Annotated in this window: 15 protein-coding genes; 5 read left to right on the top strand and 10 right to left on the bottom strand. The window is 69.8% G+C overall.

The features are described from left to right. Window positions 1-106: 106 nt before the first annotated feature. Window positions 107-433: a DUF3579 domain-containing protein gene (locus QTH86_RS24685; protein WP_286648811.1), complete on the top strand. Its 327-nt coding sequence runs from the start codon at window positions 107-109 to the stop codon at window positions 431-433. A 36-nt stretch (window positions 434-469) separates the two neighbouring features. On the opposite strand, the gene QTH86_RS24680 is transcribed toward QTH86_RS24685, so the two are convergent. Both QTH86_RS24680 and rpsT read right to left on the bottom strand, forming a co-directional pair. Further along, entirely contained in the window at window positions 470-1,435 is a 966-nt protein-coding gene (locus tag QTH86_RS24680; protein WP_286648810.1) for a chemotaxis protein, read from the bottom strand. Window positions 1,436-1,707: 272 nt separating this feature from the next. Beyond that, window positions 1,708-2,025 (bottom strand): 30S ribosomal protein S20, encoded by a 318-nt coding sequence (gene rpsT / locus QTH86_RS24675; RefSeq protein ID WP_286648809.1) that lies wholly within the window; start codon window positions 2,023-2,025, stop codon window positions 1,708-1,710. 206 nt (window positions 2,026-2,231) lie between these two features. On the opposite strand from rpsT, the gene murJ reads away from it, so the two are divergent. From murJ to yccS, 4 genes are read left to right on the top strand one after another with little or no spacing between them, the layout of a single operon-like run. Then, window positions 2,232-3,797, top strand: coding sequence for a murein biosynthesis integral membrane protein MurJ (murJ, locus tag QTH86_RS24670; RefSeq protein ID WP_286648808.1), 1,566 nt, complete (start codon window positions 2,232-2,234; stop codon window positions 3,795-3,797). A gap of 57 nt (window positions 3,798-3,854) precedes the next feature. Further along, complete coding sequence (locus QTH86_RS24665; RefSeq protein ID WP_286648807.1) at window positions 3,855-4,706, top strand: SirB1 family protein; 852 nt, start codon at window positions 3,855-3,857, stop codon at window positions 4,704-4,706. Continuing rightward, a complete protein-coding gene (locus tag QTH86_RS24660; protein ID WP_286648806.1) occupies window positions 4,706-5,116 on the top strand; it encodes a VOC family protein in 411 nt (136 codons plus the stop codon). Before QTH86_RS24665 ends, QTH86_RS24660 begins: the two co-directional genes overlap by 1 nt. Window positions 5,117-5,167: 51 nt before the next feature. Continuing rightward, window positions 5,168-7,399: a YccS family putative transporter gene (gene yccS / locus QTH86_RS24655; protein ID WP_286648805.1), complete on the top strand. Its 2,232-nt coding sequence runs from the start codon at window positions 5,168-5,170 to the stop codon at window positions 7,397-7,399. A gap of 14 nt (window positions 7,400-7,413) precedes the next feature. Here yccS and QTH86_RS24650 read toward each other — a convergent pair whose 3' ends face one another. The 8 genes from QTH86_RS24650 to purM all read right to left on the bottom strand — a co-directional run bounded on the left by QTH86_RS24650 (window position 7,414) and on the right by purM (window position 14,032). Then, window positions 7,414-8,400 carry a GlxA family transcriptional regulator gene (locus QTH86_RS24650; protein WP_286648804.1) on the bottom strand — a complete coding sequence of 329 codons (987 nt, stop codon included), beginning with the start codon at window positions 8,398-8,400 and terminating at the stop codon, window positions 7,414-7,416. Window positions 8,401-8,419: 19 nt separating this feature from the next. Then, window positions 8,420-8,731 carry a DUF1272 domain-containing protein gene (locus QTH86_RS24645; protein WP_286648803.1) on the bottom strand — a complete coding sequence of 104 codons (312 nt, stop codon included), beginning with the start codon at window positions 8,729-8,731 and terminating at the stop codon, window positions 8,420-8,422. 12 nt (window positions 8,732-8,743) lie between these two features. After that, window positions 8,744-9,316, bottom strand: a complete 573-nt coding sequence (locus QTH86_RS24640; protein ID WP_286648802.1) for an isochorismatase family protein — start codon at window positions 9,314-9,316, stop codon at window positions 8,744-8,746. A 122-nt stretch (window positions 9,317-9,438) separates the two neighbouring features. Beyond that, window positions 9,439-9,801, bottom strand: a complete 363-nt coding sequence (locus QTH86_RS24635) for a DUF1428 domain-containing protein (RefSeq protein WP_286648801.1) — start codon at window positions 9,799-9,801, stop codon at window positions 9,439-9,441. A gap of 68 nt (window positions 9,802-9,869) precedes the next feature. Beyond that, window positions 9,870-11,327, bottom strand: a complete 1,458-nt coding sequence (locus QTH86_RS24630) for a DHA2 family efflux MFS transporter permease subunit (RefSeq protein WP_286648800.1) — start codon at window positions 11,325-11,327, stop codon at window positions 9,870-9,872. Next, window positions 11,320-11,745: a VOC family protein gene (locus tag QTH86_RS24625; RefSeq protein ID WP_286648799.1), complete on the bottom strand. Its 426-nt coding sequence runs from the start codon at window positions 11,743-11,745 to the stop codon at window positions 11,320-11,322. The genes QTH86_RS24630 and QTH86_RS24625 overlap by 8 nt, the downstream gene beginning before the upstream one ends. A gap of 185 nt (window positions 11,746-11,930) precedes the next feature. After that, window positions 11,931-12,977: an AI-2E family transporter gene (locus QTH86_RS24620; RefSeq protein WP_286648798.1), complete on the bottom strand. Its 1,047-nt coding sequence runs from the start codon at window positions 12,975-12,977 to the stop codon at window positions 11,931-11,933. 14 nt (window positions 12,978-12,991) lie between these two features. Next, window positions 12,992-14,032 (bottom strand): phosphoribosylformylglycinamidine cyclo-ligase, encoded by a 1,041-nt coding sequence (gene purM, locus QTH86_RS24615; protein ID WP_286648797.1) that lies wholly within the window; start codon window positions 14,030-14,032, stop codon window positions 12,992-12,994. Window positions 14,033-14,114: the final 82 nt, after the last annotated feature.

Genomic DNA, 14,114 nt, shown 5'->3' with positions numbered 1-14,114 from the left:
GCCGATTCCGCATCGCAGCAATGTCGGCCGACATGCCGTCGGGCGGGCCCGCGGATAGAATCTTGTGCGTCGCAGCACAACGCCTCGCGACGCCTTCTTCCCACCGATGATTTCTCCCCGCGCCAAAGAAGTTTTCATCCAGGGCATCACGTCCGACGGGCGCACCTTTCGCCCGAGCGACTGGGCCGAACGGCTCGCCGGCGTGATGAGTTCCTTCCGCCCGGGCGGCGCGACGCCGGGCAGCCACCTGAGCTATTCGCCCTGGTGCGTGCCGACCAGCGTCGGCGGCGTGAAGTGCGTGATCGTCCACACCGACCTGCGCGACCACGACGTCATGGCCTGGGATTTCGTCATGAACTTCGCGCGCGACAACGGCCTGCAGATCGCCGAAGCCTGCGTCGTCCCCGACACGCCACCGCCGGCCAAGCCCTGAGGGGCGGCCCGACGGGGGGCGAGTCGTTTCCAGTTTCTAGCGTCGCGCCAGCAGCATCCGCTCGATGGTCTCGGCCAGTTCCTGCGCGACGAACTTGCCGACGAAGGCATCCGCGCCGACGCCCTTGGCATGGACCTCGTTGGTGGTCCCCGTGAGCGACGAATGGATCACCACGGGAATCGAGCTGAAGCGCGGGTCGGCCTTGATCTTCCGCGTCAGGGTGAAGCCGTCCATCTCGGGCATCTCCAGGTCGGTCAGGACCAGGGCCACCTTGTCGGCGGCGGTCTTGCCCTCGGCTTCCGCGGCCTTGGCGATCGCCTCCAGCCGATCCCAGGCTTCCTTCCCGGACTTCGTCATCTCGTGTTCCGCGCCCATTGCCGTCAGCCCATGCTGGATCAGGGAGCGCGCGAGCATCGAATCGTCCGCCGCCAGAATGATCGAGCCGGGGCGCAGCTTGACCCGCACGTCGACCGCCTCGGCCGTCGTGTCTTCGGGGGGTGGCGGCAGCACGGTGCGCAGGATCTGCTCGACGTCCAGAACCTGCGCCAGCCGCGTGCCGTGGACGTCGCCGTCCAGCCGGGCGATGCTGGTGATCAGGCCGCTGGCCGAGGTGCTGCCTTCCGCAGACAGCACCTGGCTCCATTCGAGTCGCACGATCTCGTCCACCTCTTCGACAGCGAAGGCCTGGGTCGTTCGTGCGTATTCCGTCACGAGCAGGATGTTGCGACCGTTTTTCGGCACGCATCCCACCGCGCTCGCCAGGTCGATCACCGGCATCAGCTGACCGCGGATATTGGTCACGCCCATCACGTGGGGCGACGAGCCCGCGATCGCCGTGATGGAGGGCGTCACGATGATCTCGCGCACCTTGAAGACGTTGATGCCGAACAGTTCCCGCCGGTCCGAGTTGGGCGCTTCACCGAGGCGAAACAACAGCAGTTCGAACCGGTTGCTGCTGGTGAGATTGGTGCGCTCGTCGACTTCGTTCAGAACTGTGCTCATGGTGTCTCCGGGTGGTATTGGCCTGATCGATGGCCTCTCTTGAGTACCCCCGACGTTGTGGCTATCGGCAAATCCACAGCGTTCCTGCAGGCGGGTTCACCCGAAAACTGCGCATATCTGCACGATGCGCCGCGCAATACGGCTGCGCCGGGCCGGATGGAAAACGAGCGCCCATGAAAAAACCGCCCGAAGGCGGTTTTTCACTTTTGCTGCAGCGCACCCCTGTCAAACGGCGGACCGGCGAGCCGGTCCGGGCTTGGCCTGACGGAAGGTCAGGCGGTGGCTTGCGCCGGTGCGGCCAGGGCGAGTGCCTTGACCTTGGCCGACAGGCGACTCTTGTCGCGCGCAGCCTTGTTCTTGTGGAAGATGCCCTTGTCGGCGACGGTGTCGACGATGCTCTGGGCCTTGGCGAAGAGTTCGGTCGCCTTGGTCTTGTCGCCGGCCAGCACGGCCTTCTCGACGTTCTTGACCGCGGTCCGGTACTTCGAACGCAGCGAGGTGTTCGCGGCGTTGATCTTGACGTCCTGGCGGACGCGCTTGCGGCCCGACGCGAGGCGCGGGTTCTTCTTCTTGGGTTTTGCGGATGCCATGGTTTAGGTTCCTGGTGTCTGGGGATGATGCAGCAAAGCCGAACATTATAGCCCGAGCTCGCCTCGCCCCCGGCTTGCCCACTTCGTGCGGCCTCCGGCCCCCTACGGGGGGGCGATGCCAGCGGCCCGGCGGAGCCGGTTCCGCGGCGTCCCTGGCGAAGCGGGCGGGAAGGACGCCGCTGGCGCGGGGCCTACACTCCGGCGCCGTGTCCCTGCTCAAATCCGCCTCCACCGTTTCGCTCCTGACGCTCGCGTCCCGGGTCACCGGGCTCATCCGCGACCTGCTGATGGCGTCGGTGTTCGGGGTCAGCGCGCTGACCGACGCCTTCAATGTGGCCTTTCGCATTCCCAACCTGTTCCGGCGGGTACTGGGGGAGGGCGCCTTTACCCAGGCGTTCGTGCCGGTGCTGTCGGCCACGCGCACCGAACAGGGCGACGCCGGCGCGCGGGCGCTGGTCGACCATGTCGCCACGCTGCTGACCTGGGCGCTGGTGCTGCTGTGCATCGCCGGCGTGGCGGGGGCGCCGCTGATGCTGTGGGCGATGGCCAGCGGCCTGCAGCAGACGCCGCACGGCTACGACGCCGCCGTGCTCATGACGCGCTGGATGTTCCCCTACATCTTCTTCATGTCGCTGGTGGCGCTGGCCGGCGGGGTGCTCAACACCTGGCGCAAGTTTGCGGTGCCGGCCGCCTCGCCGGTGCTGCTCAACGTGGCGCTGATTTCCTCGATCGTGTTCGGCGCGCCGCTGTTCCGGCGTTGGGGCATCGAGCCGATCTACGCCCAGTGCGTCGGCGTGATGGTGGGCGGTGCGCTGCAGCTGGGCATCCAGTTGCCCGCGCTGCGCCGCATCGGCATGCTGCCGCGCATCGGTGTGCGCTGGCGCGCGCTCTGCACATCGTGGAACGACCCGACGACGCGCAAGATCCTCCGGCTGATGCTGCCGGCGCTGATCGGTGTCAGCGTCGCGCAGATCTCGCTGCTCATCAACACGCAGATCGCCTCGCACCTGGCGCCCGGCAGCGTGACCTGGGTCAGCTATGCCGACCGGCTGATGGAGTTCCCCACCGCGATGCTCGGCGTGGCGCTCGGCGTGGTGCTGATGCCGCAGCTGGCCAGCGCCCGCGCGGCCAAGGACGACGCCCGCTATTCCTCGCTGCTCGACTGGGGCCTGCGCCTGGTCGTGCTGCTGTCGGTGCCCTGCGCGGTGGCCTTGCTGGTGTTCTCGAAACCACTGGTCGCGGTGCTGTTCCACAACGGCGCCTTCAGTGCGGTCGACGTGCAGCGCACCACTGTCGCGCTGATGGGCTACGGCGCGGGCCTGGTCGGCATCGTCGCCATCAAGGTGCTGGCGCCGGGCTACTACGCGCGCCACGACATGCGCTCGCCGATGCGCATCGCGGTCGGCGTGCTGATCTTCACCCAGCTGCTCAACCTCGTGCTGGTGCCGCTGCTGCAGCACGCCGCCCTGACGCTGACCATCGCGATCGGCGCGGTCGTCAATGCGCTGTGGCTGCTCGCCGGCCTGGTGCGGCGCGGCAGCTACCGGCCCGAACCCGGCTGGGGCAAGTTCGTCCTGCAGGTGCTCGTATCGGCGGCGTTGCTGGGCCTTCTGTTGTACTGGGGCGCCGGGCATTTCGACTGGGTGGCGCTGCGAGCCGTCCGGCTGCAGCGCATCGGCCTGCTGGCGCTGTTCATCGCCGGTGCCGGCCTGCTCTATTTCGCCGCCTTGACCCTGCTGGGTGTGCGGTTGCGCAGTTTCATCAAGCGATAAGGCGCGGGCCGCAACGTCGCCTTGACGCTCCCGGCGCGGTCCTCTACAAAGAGCCACATGACGTTCAGCTTCTCGGCACCGACCGCCCTCGAATACTTCGACTCGCTCGTGAAGAGCGACGACCAGTTTCCGCTGCTCGAGGCGGCCGCGTCGCTCGCGCAGGACGAATACCCCGACCTCGACGTGCAGCAGGTGCTGGGCGACGTCGACCAGTTGCTGGCCCGCCTGAAGCGCCGCCTGCCGTCGGACGCGGCACCGCTCGCGCGCCTGCGCGCGCTCAACCAGTTCTTCTTCCACGACCTGAGCTTCGGTGGCAACGTCAACGACTACTACGACCCCGACAACAGCTACCTGAACGCGGTGTTGCGCACGCGCCGGGGCATTCCGATCTCGCTGGCCGTGTTGTGGATGGAGCTGGCCCAGGGGCTGGGCCTGCAGGCGCGCGGCATCGCGTTCCCGGGGCACTTCATGATGAAGGTCACGCTGCCCAAGGGCCAGGTGGTGATCGACCCGTTCACCGGCAAATCGCTCTCACGCGAAGACCTGAGCGAGCGGCTCGAGCCCTACAAGCAGAGCAATGGCCTGGTCGGCGATTTCGACGTGCCGCTCGGCCTCTACCTGCAGCCGGCCCCGCCGCGCGAGATCATCGGTCGCATGCTGCGCAATCTGAAGGAAGTGCACCGTGCGCAAGAAGACTGGCAGCGCGCCATCGCCGTGCAGGACCGTCTGGTGGCGCTGCTGCCCGAGGCCTGGGGCGAGCACCGTGACCGCGGCCTGGCGCATGCCGCGCAAGGCAACACCGCCTCGGCGGTGCGCGACCTGGAAACCTACCTGCGCCACGCCGAGGAGGCGCTCGACCTCGACGCCATCGCCGAGCGCGTGGCGGCCCTGCGCCGGGCCCTGAACTGATGGCCGACGACCTCGGCACGCGGCACCAGTTCCACGGCGTGCAGCCGGTGCTGCCGGTGGCGGATGCGACCCGCGCCGCCCGCTACTTCTGCGACGTGCTGGGCTTCACGCTGGACTTCGTCGCCGGCGAGCCGCCCAGCTATGCGCGGGTCAAGCACGTGCCGCCGGCCGGGCAGGGCGAGGCGGTCTACCTGCGGCTCTGGCAGGTCAACATGCGCGACACCCGGCCGTGGCGCGGCGAGATCGTGATCCATGTCGGCCACGACATCGACGGCCTGTACGCGACCTACGTGAAGCGCGGCGTCGACATCGTCGAAGCACCGACCTCCCAACCCTGGGGCCTGCGCGAGTTGGCGGTGCGCGAGCCCGACGGCCACGTGCTGCGCTTCTGCGGTTATCTCCCGACGTGAACCCCCCGTGATGCGCAGCCTGCGGTGGCACGCATCCTGCAGCATCCGGCCATGACCGATTCCGTTCTCGCCCTGTCGCCACGCCGCTGGCTGTTCGCCGCCGGCGGCCAGCCGCTGCGCGTGCTGCTGGCGCTGGGCAGCGCCATGGCGCTGTGCGTCGGCACGGGCCACATGCACGCGCTGATCCCCGCGGCGCTGGGCATCATCGCCAGCGCGCTGGCCGAAACCGACGACAGCTGGCAGGGCCGCTGGCGCGCGCAGGCCGTCACGCTGGGGTGCTTCGCGCTCATGGCCTTCGCGGTCGAGGCGCTGTTCGGCCGGCCGGTGCTCTTCATCGCCGGACTGGCGATCGCGGCCTTCGCGCTGACCATGCTCGGCGCCATCGAGGCGCGCTTCAAGGCCATCGGCCATGCCACGCTGATCCTCGCGATGTACGCCACGCTCAGCCTCGACCACGCGGCTGGCGGCCAGCCGCGCTGGCACGAGGTGGCGCTGCTGCTGTCGGGCGCCGCTTGGTACGGCGCCTGGTCGGTCGGCTGGGCCGCGCTGTTCCCGGCCGAGCCGGTGCAGGCGCTGCTGGTGAAGCTCTTCCATTCGCTGGCGGACTACGTCGGCTTCAAGGCCTCGCTGTTCGAGCCGGTGCGCGGCGTCGACATCGAGCGCAAGCGGCTGTCGCTGGCACAGCTCAACACCAGCGTGGTGGGCGCGCTCAACGCGGCGAAAGAGAGCATCTTCCGGCGCGTCGGCCCGCGCACGCCGACCGGCCGCATCACGCGCTACCGCGGCCTCTACCTGATCGCGCAGGACGTGCACGAGCGCGCCAGCTCGTCGCACGACGACTACAACGCGCTGGCCGACGCCTTCTTCCACAGCGATGTGCTCTACCGCTGCCAGCGCGTGCTGGCGCTGCAGGCCGACGCCTGCCGTCGCCTGGCGCTGTCGATCGCGCGGCGCGAGCCCTTCGTCGCCGGCGGTGCGACGGTGCAGGCGCTGTCCGACCTGCGCAGCGCGATCGCGCACGAGCGCACGCGCGCCGACACGCCGCAGCGCCTGGCGCTGCTGGCCTCGGTCGAGGCGCTGGCCCGCAACCTCGGGCAGCTCGACGGCCAGCTCGCGGGTGCCAGCCAGCCCGCGGCGCAGGCCGGCCGGACCGACATGGACCTGTACGACCGCTCGCCGCGCAGCGGCCGCGACGCCGTCGAGCGGGTGCGGCGCCAGCTCGCGCCGCGCTCGCCGCTGTTCCGCCATGCGGTGCGGCTGGCCGTGGCGCTCGTCGCCGGCTACGGCGTGATGCTGCTGATCCACCCGGTGCAGGGATACTGGATCCTGCTGACCACGCTCTTCGTCATCCAGCCGACCTATGGCGACACGATGGCGCGCATGGCCGAGCGCGTCGCCGGCACGGCGCTGGGCGTGGTGCTCGGCTGGGCGGTGCTCACGCTCTTTCCGCAGCCCTGGCTGCAGTCGCTGGTGGCGGTGGCGGCCGGCGTGTTCTTCTTCGGCGCGCGGGCGCGTCGCTACCTGCTGGCGACCGCGGCGGTCACGTTGCTGGTGCTGATGTTCTTCAACCAGGTCGGCGACGGCGGGCTGCTGCTGTGGCCGCGGCTGATCGACACCGCCATCGGCAGCGCGCTGGCGGGCCTGGCCATGGTGCTGGTGCTGCCGCACTGGGCGGCGCGCCGCATCAACGAACTCGCCGCCGCGGCCCTGCAGACGCACGCGGCCTACTTGCGGCAGATTGAGGCCCAGTACCGCTCGGGCGCGCGCGACGACCTGGCTTACCGCCTGGCGCGGCGCAACGCCCACAACGCCGATGCGGCCCTGTCGACCGCGGTCAGCGACATGTTCCGCGAGCCGGGCGTGGTGCGGCCGCATGCCGGCGTGGCGCTGCGCTTTTTGATCCGCTCGCACACGCTGCTGAGCTATGTCTCGGCGCTCGGCGCGCACCGCACGGTGCTCGCGCAGGCGCGGTCGGCCGAGGCGCTGTTCGACAGCATCGAGGGCGCGGCAGCGGCGCTCGACGCGCTGGCCCAGGCGTTCCTGCGTGGAACGCCCGATGTCGCGGATCTGGCCGCCGGTCACCCCGTGCGCGAGGCGCTGACGCGCGTGGGCCAGGCCGATGCCGACACGCAGGAGGCCGTCGGCCTGGTGCGCACCCAGCTCGGCCTGATCGCCTTGCAACTCGACGCGCTGGGCACCCACACCGCCGAATGGCTGCGGGCCGGCACGCCGGACGCCGCCGCTGCGCCGCTGGCCGCCCAGGGCGGTACCGGCGCGCCCTGATCGCCTCCTGATCGTCAGCGGCTTTGGGTGGCCGACGACGGCGACCCGGGCAGCCCGAACTGTCGCCAGGCACGTCGCAGCTGCGTGTCCGACCCGAAACCGGATTGCTCCGCGGCCCGCGTGACGTTCGCACCCGACTGCAGTGCGAGTTGCGCGGACGCCAGCCGCAGCCGCCGCAGGTAGGCCAGTGGCGCCACGCCCGCGTGCTCCACGAACAGCCGCGTGAGATGGCGTGGCGAGGTATGGGCCACCTCCGCCATCCGCGGCACGGTCCAGTCGGCCTGCGGCTGCGCGCTCACGGCGTCTTGCACGCGGTGCAGCGCGGCGTGCAGGTGATGCCGATGCGCGAGAAAAGGCGACAGCTCCGGGTCGTGCGGGCCGCGCCGCAGCGCCACCACCATGGTCTGCGCCACCTGCGCGGCCAGCGCCTCGCCGCAGACCTCGCCGATGCGGTGCAGCATCAGGTCGATGCCGGTCGTCACGCCGGCGCTGCTGCTGACCGGCGGGTCGAGCACGAAGACGCGGTTGGCGACCACCTCGCAGTCGGGCGCCACCGCGCGCAGTTCGTCGAGGTGGTGGTGGTGGGTGGTCACGCGGTGACCGGCCAGCAGCCCCGCGTGCGCCGCGAGCAGCGTGCCGGCGCAGATGGTGACCAGTTCCAGCCGGCCGGTCTCCAGCCGTTGCCCGCCGAGCCAGTGCAGCAGCGCGCGCGCTTCGTCGTTGTCGACCGCGATGGTGCGGCCGGGCAGGCCGACCAGCACGATCCATGCGGGCTCGTCCCACACCGCGGGCAGGGGCGATAGCCCGCTCAGCGTCACGCCGACCGAGCCGACGCTGCTCGGCGTGGGCGACACGAAGTCGATGACGAAGCGCTCGGGTTGCCCGCTGGCGCGCAGCAGCTGGTTGGCGATGCGCAGCGCTTCCGCCGGGCCGGCCCAGTCGAGCACCAGGCTGTTCGGCAGGAGTGCGAAGGCGACGCGGATCGGTGGGCCGGGGGTCAATGGTGGTCCTGGGGCGCGCTCAACGCGCGGCGGGCGGCCTGCCGGCCAGGCGCTGCAGCATCTCGGCGTGCGCTGCCAGATCGGCGCGGCGGTGTTTGGCTTCGGTCGCCGCCGGGTTGTTGTGCAGCGAGTTGCCGCGGCCGTTCCAGTCCTGCGTCGGCCGGATCGGCCGCGGCACCAGGTTGCCGCCGCAGTTGGGGCAGACCTGCTGCAGCAAGGTGTCGGCGCAGTTTGCGCAGAAGGTGCATTCGAAGCTGCAGATGCGCGCGTCGGCCGACGCCGGTGGCAGGTCGGCGGCGCAATGTTCGCAGGCGGGGCGGAGTTCGAGCATGACAGTGCGCCTTCAAGCCGCCAGCGATGCGCCGGCGCGTTCCAGGGCCTGCGGCACGCTGCACAGGGTGGCGAACCGGCCCTGCAGCACGGTGGCGGTGCGGTCCTTGATCTCGGCGGCCGAGAGCGGCCGGCCGTCGGGTTGCGTCATGTCGAAGGTGAGCGTGGCGTCGGTCACGTAATCGACCTGCCAGCCGAGGTCGGACGCATGGCGCGTGGTCGTCTCGCAGCATTGCTCGGTGCGGATGCCGCTGACGATGAGCCGGCCGATGCCGTTCCGCGTGAGCCACACATCGAGCCCGGTGCCGACCAGCGCGCTGTGGCGGTGCTTGGTGACGGTTTCGGCGGCGTCGAAAGGCGCCAGGCCTTCCAGCGGGCGCACGTGGCCCGATTCGACGGCGAAGGCGTTGTCGGCCGTCCGGGGCCCGTCGACATGGAACACCCGCACGATCGGCACACCCGCCTCGCGGCAGCCGTCGATCAACGCGTTCTGGGCGGCCAAGTAGGCGCCCATGTCGCGCTCGGTCGAGTAGGGGCGGTGGCGGAACGATTCCTGGACGTCGATCACTATGAGACAGGTCTTCATGGCATGGTGCGCGATGGCGATGGAGGGATGATGCGGCCAATTCTCCGGTGCAGCAAACCCCATCGTCCGCGCGCTGCCGGACCAGTATCGATCAATTCAGGACATCGACTGGTGCGGCGCCGTCAGAGTTCGACCAGCGTCTTGAAGCCGCCGAAGAACATGCGCTGTCCGTCGAAGGGCATCGCCTTGGGGTCCATCATCGATTTCAGGCGCGGGTCGGCCATCACCTTGGCATTGATCGCGTCGCGTTGCTTGCGCGAGGAGTAGACGATCCACGAGAACACCACCACCTCGTCGGCCTTGAGCTTCACGCTCTGCGGGAAGGAGGTGCGCTTGCCGGGCTTCACGTCGTCGGCCACGCATTCGATGTATTCCAGCGCGCCGTGCTCGCGCCAGATCTTGCCGGCCTTGCGCGCGATCTTGCGGTAGGCCTCGATGTTGTCCTTGGGCACGGGCAGGACGAATCCGTCGACGTAGCGGGGCATGGGCGATCTCCGGTGGGTGTGAAACAGCAGGGACGAACGAAGCTTCAGCAGCAGGTGGATGGGCGGGCTCATGGGTGCGAATGACCGGACGCTGCGGCACCGGGGCGCAGGAACACCGCGCCCAGCAGGGCGGCGGCGCCGGCGAACACCGCGCCGACCACGAAGGCCACCTGGTAACCCGCGTTGAGCGCCACAGTTGGCGATGCACCGGCCGCCACCTGCGTGCCGGTGCGCGCGGCGGCCAGGCTCGCGAGCACTGCCAGGCCGAGCGAGCCGCCCATCATGAAGGCCGTGTTGACCACGCCGGAGGCCAGGCCGGCGTCTTCCGGGCGCACGTCGCTCATGGCGGCGAGCAGCATCGGGTTGAAGGCGATGCCGGCACCCAGGCCGAGCAGCAGCATGCCGGGCAGCACGTGCACGACGAAGTCGCCGCCGACCGGCGCGCGGGCGAAGCACATCAGGCCGCCCGCCGCGATCAGCAATCCGGCGGCCAGCGGCCAGCGGATGCCGAAGCGCATCACCAGCTTGGCCGACAGTCCCACCGAGAAGGCCGCCATGATCAGGTTCGCCGGCAGGAAGGCCAGGCCGACCTGCATCGGGCTGTAGCCCAGCACCAGCTGCAGGTAGAGCGCAGAGATGAAGAACCAGGCGAACATGGCGGCGGCCCAGAGCACGCCCGCGACGTTGGCGGTGGCCACGTTGCGCAGGCGAAACAGCCCCAGCGGCACCAGCGGGTCGCGTACCCTCGACTCGACGGTCAGGAACACGGCGAAGAGCAGCATCGCCGCGCCCAGCAGCAGGAGCGTCCTCGTCGAGCCCCAGCCGGCTTCGTTGCCGTTGACCACGCCGTACACCGCGAGCATGAGCGCGGCCGTCACGCTGACCGCACCGGCCACGTCCAGCCGCACGCTGGCGCGAGCGCCATGGTGCGCGGGCAGCAGCGCCACGCACAGGGCGTACACGGCCACGCCGATGGGCAGGTTGACCAGGAAGATCCAGTGCCAGCTGAGCGCGCCGGTCAGCAAGCCGCCCAGCAGCACGCCGATGCTGCCGCCGCCTGCGCAGACGAAGCCGTAGACGCCCATCGCCTTGGCCCGGTCGGCCGGCTCGGTGAAGAGATTCATGATCAGCGAGAGCGACACGGCCGACACCACCGCGCCGCCCAGGCCCTGCACCGCGCGCGCCGCGATCAGCAGCGCCTGCGAGTTCGCGAGTCCGCAGGCCAGCGACGCGACGGTGAAGGCCACGATGCCGGCGAGGAACACGCGCCGGTGGCCGAACAGGTCGCCCAGCCGCCCGCCCAGCAGCAGGAAGCCGCCGAAGGTCAGCATGTAGGCATTGACCACCCAGACCAGCGCGGTTTCGCTGAAGGCCAGGTCCTGGCGGATCGAGGGCAGGGCGACGTTCACGATGGTCGTGTCGAGCACGATCATCAGCACGCCCAGGCACAGCACCATCAGCGCGAGCCAGCGCCGGCGCTCGTCGGCCGGCGCCCGCGCCGCCATCGCCGCCGCGGCCTCAGCCATGCGCCTGCATGCCGCCGTTGACCATCCACGGCGTGCCGAAGCGGTCGGTGCACATGCCGAAGCGCTCGGCCCAGAAGGTGGGCGCGATCGGCATCGTCACCTGGCCGCCGTCGGCCAGGGCGGCGAACACCTCTTCGGCCTCGGCGGCCGTGTCCTTGTTGAGCGTGAGCGAGAAGCCCTTCATGCCCTCGTGCGGCTGGCCTTCCATGGTGTCCGACGCCATCAGCTGGCCGCCCTCGAACGTGAGCATGGCGTGCATCACGCGGGCGGCGGTGGCGGCCGACATCTTCTGCTGCTCAGCGCCCGGCATCTGCGCGAAGGTCATGACGTCGAGCTTGCCGCCGAGCACGCTCTTGTAGAAGGGCATGGCCTGCGCCGCCGTGCCGTCGAAGAAAAGGTACGCGTTGAAAGAGGACATGGGGTCTCCTGGAATCGGGGGGAGCAGAAGGGTCGGGTCGCGACAGCCGATTTGTGTACGCCGTCCACAATACGATAGCAAAGTGACTGGACGGTGTCCACATGGAAGTCCATGGCCGCGACGCGGGATCGGCGGGCCGAAAAAGCAGGAGCGGGAAGGGCGCGCGCCGTGGCGCGCGCGGCGGCTCAGACCAGTTGTTCGGCCTGCAGCTCTTTCTTGAGGTACGCGTAGAACAGCGGCGCGGCGACCAGGCCGGCGGGTCCGAACACCGCTTCGGCGACGAACATCACGGCCAGCAGTTCCCAGACGGCCATGTGCGTGCGGCTGCCGACCACCTTCGCGTTGATGACGTACTCGGCCTTGTGGATGACGATCAGGAAGATCAGGCAGGCGATCGCCGCCAGCGGCGAGACCGACAGGCCGACCATCGTGATGACGGCATTGCACAGCAGGTTGCCGACGATCGGCACCAGGCCCGCGACGAAGGTCAGCGTGATCAGCGCCGGCGTGTAGGGCAGACGCAGGTCCCAGAGCGGCAGCAGGAAGAGCAGGAAGATGGCGGTGAGCAGCGAATTGAAGGCCGCGATCCAGAACTGCGCCGCGACGATCTGCCCGAAGGCTTCGCCGAACAGCGTGACGCGCCGCTTCAGCAGGGCGGCGAGCGGCCCCCCCGTGACCGAGGTGACGCCAGCACCGGCCAACGCACCGACCAGCAGCCCGACGTACGCGAAGAGCAGCGCGCCCAGCCAGGCACGGCCGGTCATGGCCAGCATGCCGGCCTGCGCGCGCAGGTAGCCGGCGACCAGGCGCTGCACGTCGGCGGCGCCTTCGGGCAGGTAGGCCGCGATGTCCGGCGGCAGTTTCAGGCGCAGTTCCAGCACCGTGCGGGCGATGTAGTCGAGCAGTTCCTTGTACTGGTCGGGCGCGTTGAGCACGAACTCGCGGGCCTGCGAGAACGCGAGGGCCATCAGGATCAGGGGCGCCAGCATCACGAGCGCGGCTGCAGTGACGCGGGCCAGGGGCGAGGTGAACGACGCATCGAAGGCGGTGCGGCGGCGGCGCAGGCCGGCGTCCAGCGCCCGGGCGAGCCACCGCGTCGCGAGAAAGCCGATGCACACGCACAGCAGGCCCGGCAACAGGCCGTGCCACATCACCAGCAGCAGCCCGCTGGCGATCAGCAGGTAGCTGGCAATGACCAGCGAGCGCGACGGCGCAGCGACGGGTTCGCTCACGCGGGTGACGGCGGTCAGGCGACGACCACGGCCGCGCCCTCGGCGCGCGCAGCGATCATGCCGATCTCGTACACCGTTTCACCGGCGGCGCGCAGCGTGGCGGCGCAGGCCGCAGCTTCGGCGGCGTCGATGACGACCACCATGCCGATGCCGTTGTTGAAGGTGCGGTTCATCTCGATGTCGTCGATGCCCGCCACTTGCTGCAGCCAGGCGAACAGCTCGGTCTGCGGCCAGCTGCCCTTCTTGAGATGGGCGGCGGTGCCTTCGGGCAGCACGCGCGGGATGTTCTCCAGCAGGCCGCCGCCGGTGATGTGGGCCAGCGCCTTGATCGGGTGCTTGCCCAGCGCCTCGAGCACCGGCTTCACGTAGAGATGCGTGGGTTCCATCACGGCGTCGCGGAAGGGCTTGCCATCGAGCGTGGCCGGCAGGTCGGCGCCGGCACGCTCGATCACCTTGCGCACCAGGCTGAAGCCGTTGGAATGCACGCCGGCCGAAGCCAGGCCGAGCACCACGTCGCCGGGCTTCACATCCTGGCCGGTGAGGATCTTCGACTTCTCGACCGCGCCGACCGCGAAGCCGGCCAGGTCGTATTCGCCGGCGGGGTACATGCCGGGCATCTCGGCCGTCTCGCCGCCGATCAGCGCGCAGCCCGACAGCTCGCAGCCGCGGGCGATGCCGCCGACCACCGCCGCGGCGGTGTCGACGTCGAGCTTGCCGCAGGCGAAGTAGTCGAGGAAGAACAGCGGCTCGGCGCCCTGCACCAGCACGTCGTTCACGCTCATGGCGACCAGGTCGATGCCGACCGTGTCGTGCATGTTCCATTCGAAGGCCAGCTTGAGCTTCGTGCCCACGCCGTCGGTGCCGCTCACCAGCACCGGTTCCTTGTAGCGCTTGGGCACCTCGAACAGCGCGCCGAAGCCGCCGATGCCGGCCAGCACACCCTCGCGCATCGTCTTCTTGGCCAGCGGCTTGATGCGGTCGACCAGCGCGTCACCCGCGTCGATGTCGACGCCGGCGTCCTTGTAGCTGAGCGGGGTGGGCGTGTTGGAGTTCATGGGCAGAGCAGGCTTGGCGGACGGGACGACGAAGAGGGTGGGCGGGGCGCCGGCAACCGAAACGGCCGGGCCGATAGAATTC

The sequence above is a fragment of the Variovorax sp. J2L1-78 genome, assembly GCF_030317205.1.
GTDB classification, from domain to species: Bacteria; Pseudomonadota; Gammaproteobacteria; order Burkholderiales; family Burkholderiaceae_C; genus Variovorax; species Variovorax arabinosiphilus.
Note: the sequence above shows the minus strand (reverse complement) of the source record. Positions and strands in the feature narration are given on the sequence as shown.

Bases quoted from the DNA above. Each gene is read 5' to 3' on its own strand.
- QTH86_RS24685 (WP_286648811.1), top strand. From the start codon at position 107: ATGATTTCTCCCCGCGCCAAAGAAGTTTTCATCCAGGGCATCACGTCC.
- QTH86_RS24680 (WP_286648810.1), bottom strand. From the start codon at position 1,435: ATGAGCACAGTTCTGAACGAAGTCGACGAGCGCACCAATCTCACCAGC.
- rpsT (WP_286648809.1), bottom strand. From the start codon at position 2,025: ATGGCATCCGCAAAACCCAAGAAGAAGAACCCGCGCCTCGCGTCGGGC.
- QTH86_RS24665 (WP_286648807.1), top strand. From the start codon at position 3,855: ATGACGTTCAGCTTCTCGGCACCGACCGCCCTCGAATACTTCGACTCG.
- QTH86_RS24660 (WP_286648806.1), top strand. From the start codon at position 4,706: ATGGCCGACGACCTCGGCACGCGGCACCAGTTCCACGGCGTGCAGCCG.
- yccS (WP_286648805.1), top strand. From the start codon at position 5,168: ATGACCGATTCCGTTCTCGCCCTGTCGCCACGCCGCTGGCTGTTCGCC.
- QTH86_RS24645 (WP_286648803.1), bottom strand. From the start codon at position 8,731: ATGCTCGAACTCCGCCCCGCCTGCGAACATTGCGCCGCCGACCTGCCA.
- QTH86_RS24640 (WP_286648802.1), bottom strand. From the start codon at position 9,316: ATGAAGACCTGTCTCATAGTGATCGACGTCCAGGAATCGTTCCGCCAC.
- QTH86_RS24635 (WP_286648801.1), bottom strand. From the start codon at position 9,801: ATGCCCCGCTACGTCGACGGATTCGTCCTGCCCGTGCCCAAGGACAAC.
- QTH86_RS24630 (WP_286648800.1), bottom strand. From the start codon at position 11,327: ATGGCTGAGGCCGCGGCGGCGATGGCGGCGCGGGCGCCGGCCGACGAG.
- QTH86_RS24625 (WP_286648799.1), bottom strand. From the start codon at position 11,745: ATGTCCTCTTTCAACGCGTACCTTTTCTTCGACGGCACGGCGGCGCAG.
- purM (WP_286648797.1), bottom strand. From the start codon at position 14,032: ATGAACTCCAACACGCCCACCCCGCTCAGCTACAAGGACGCCGGCGTC.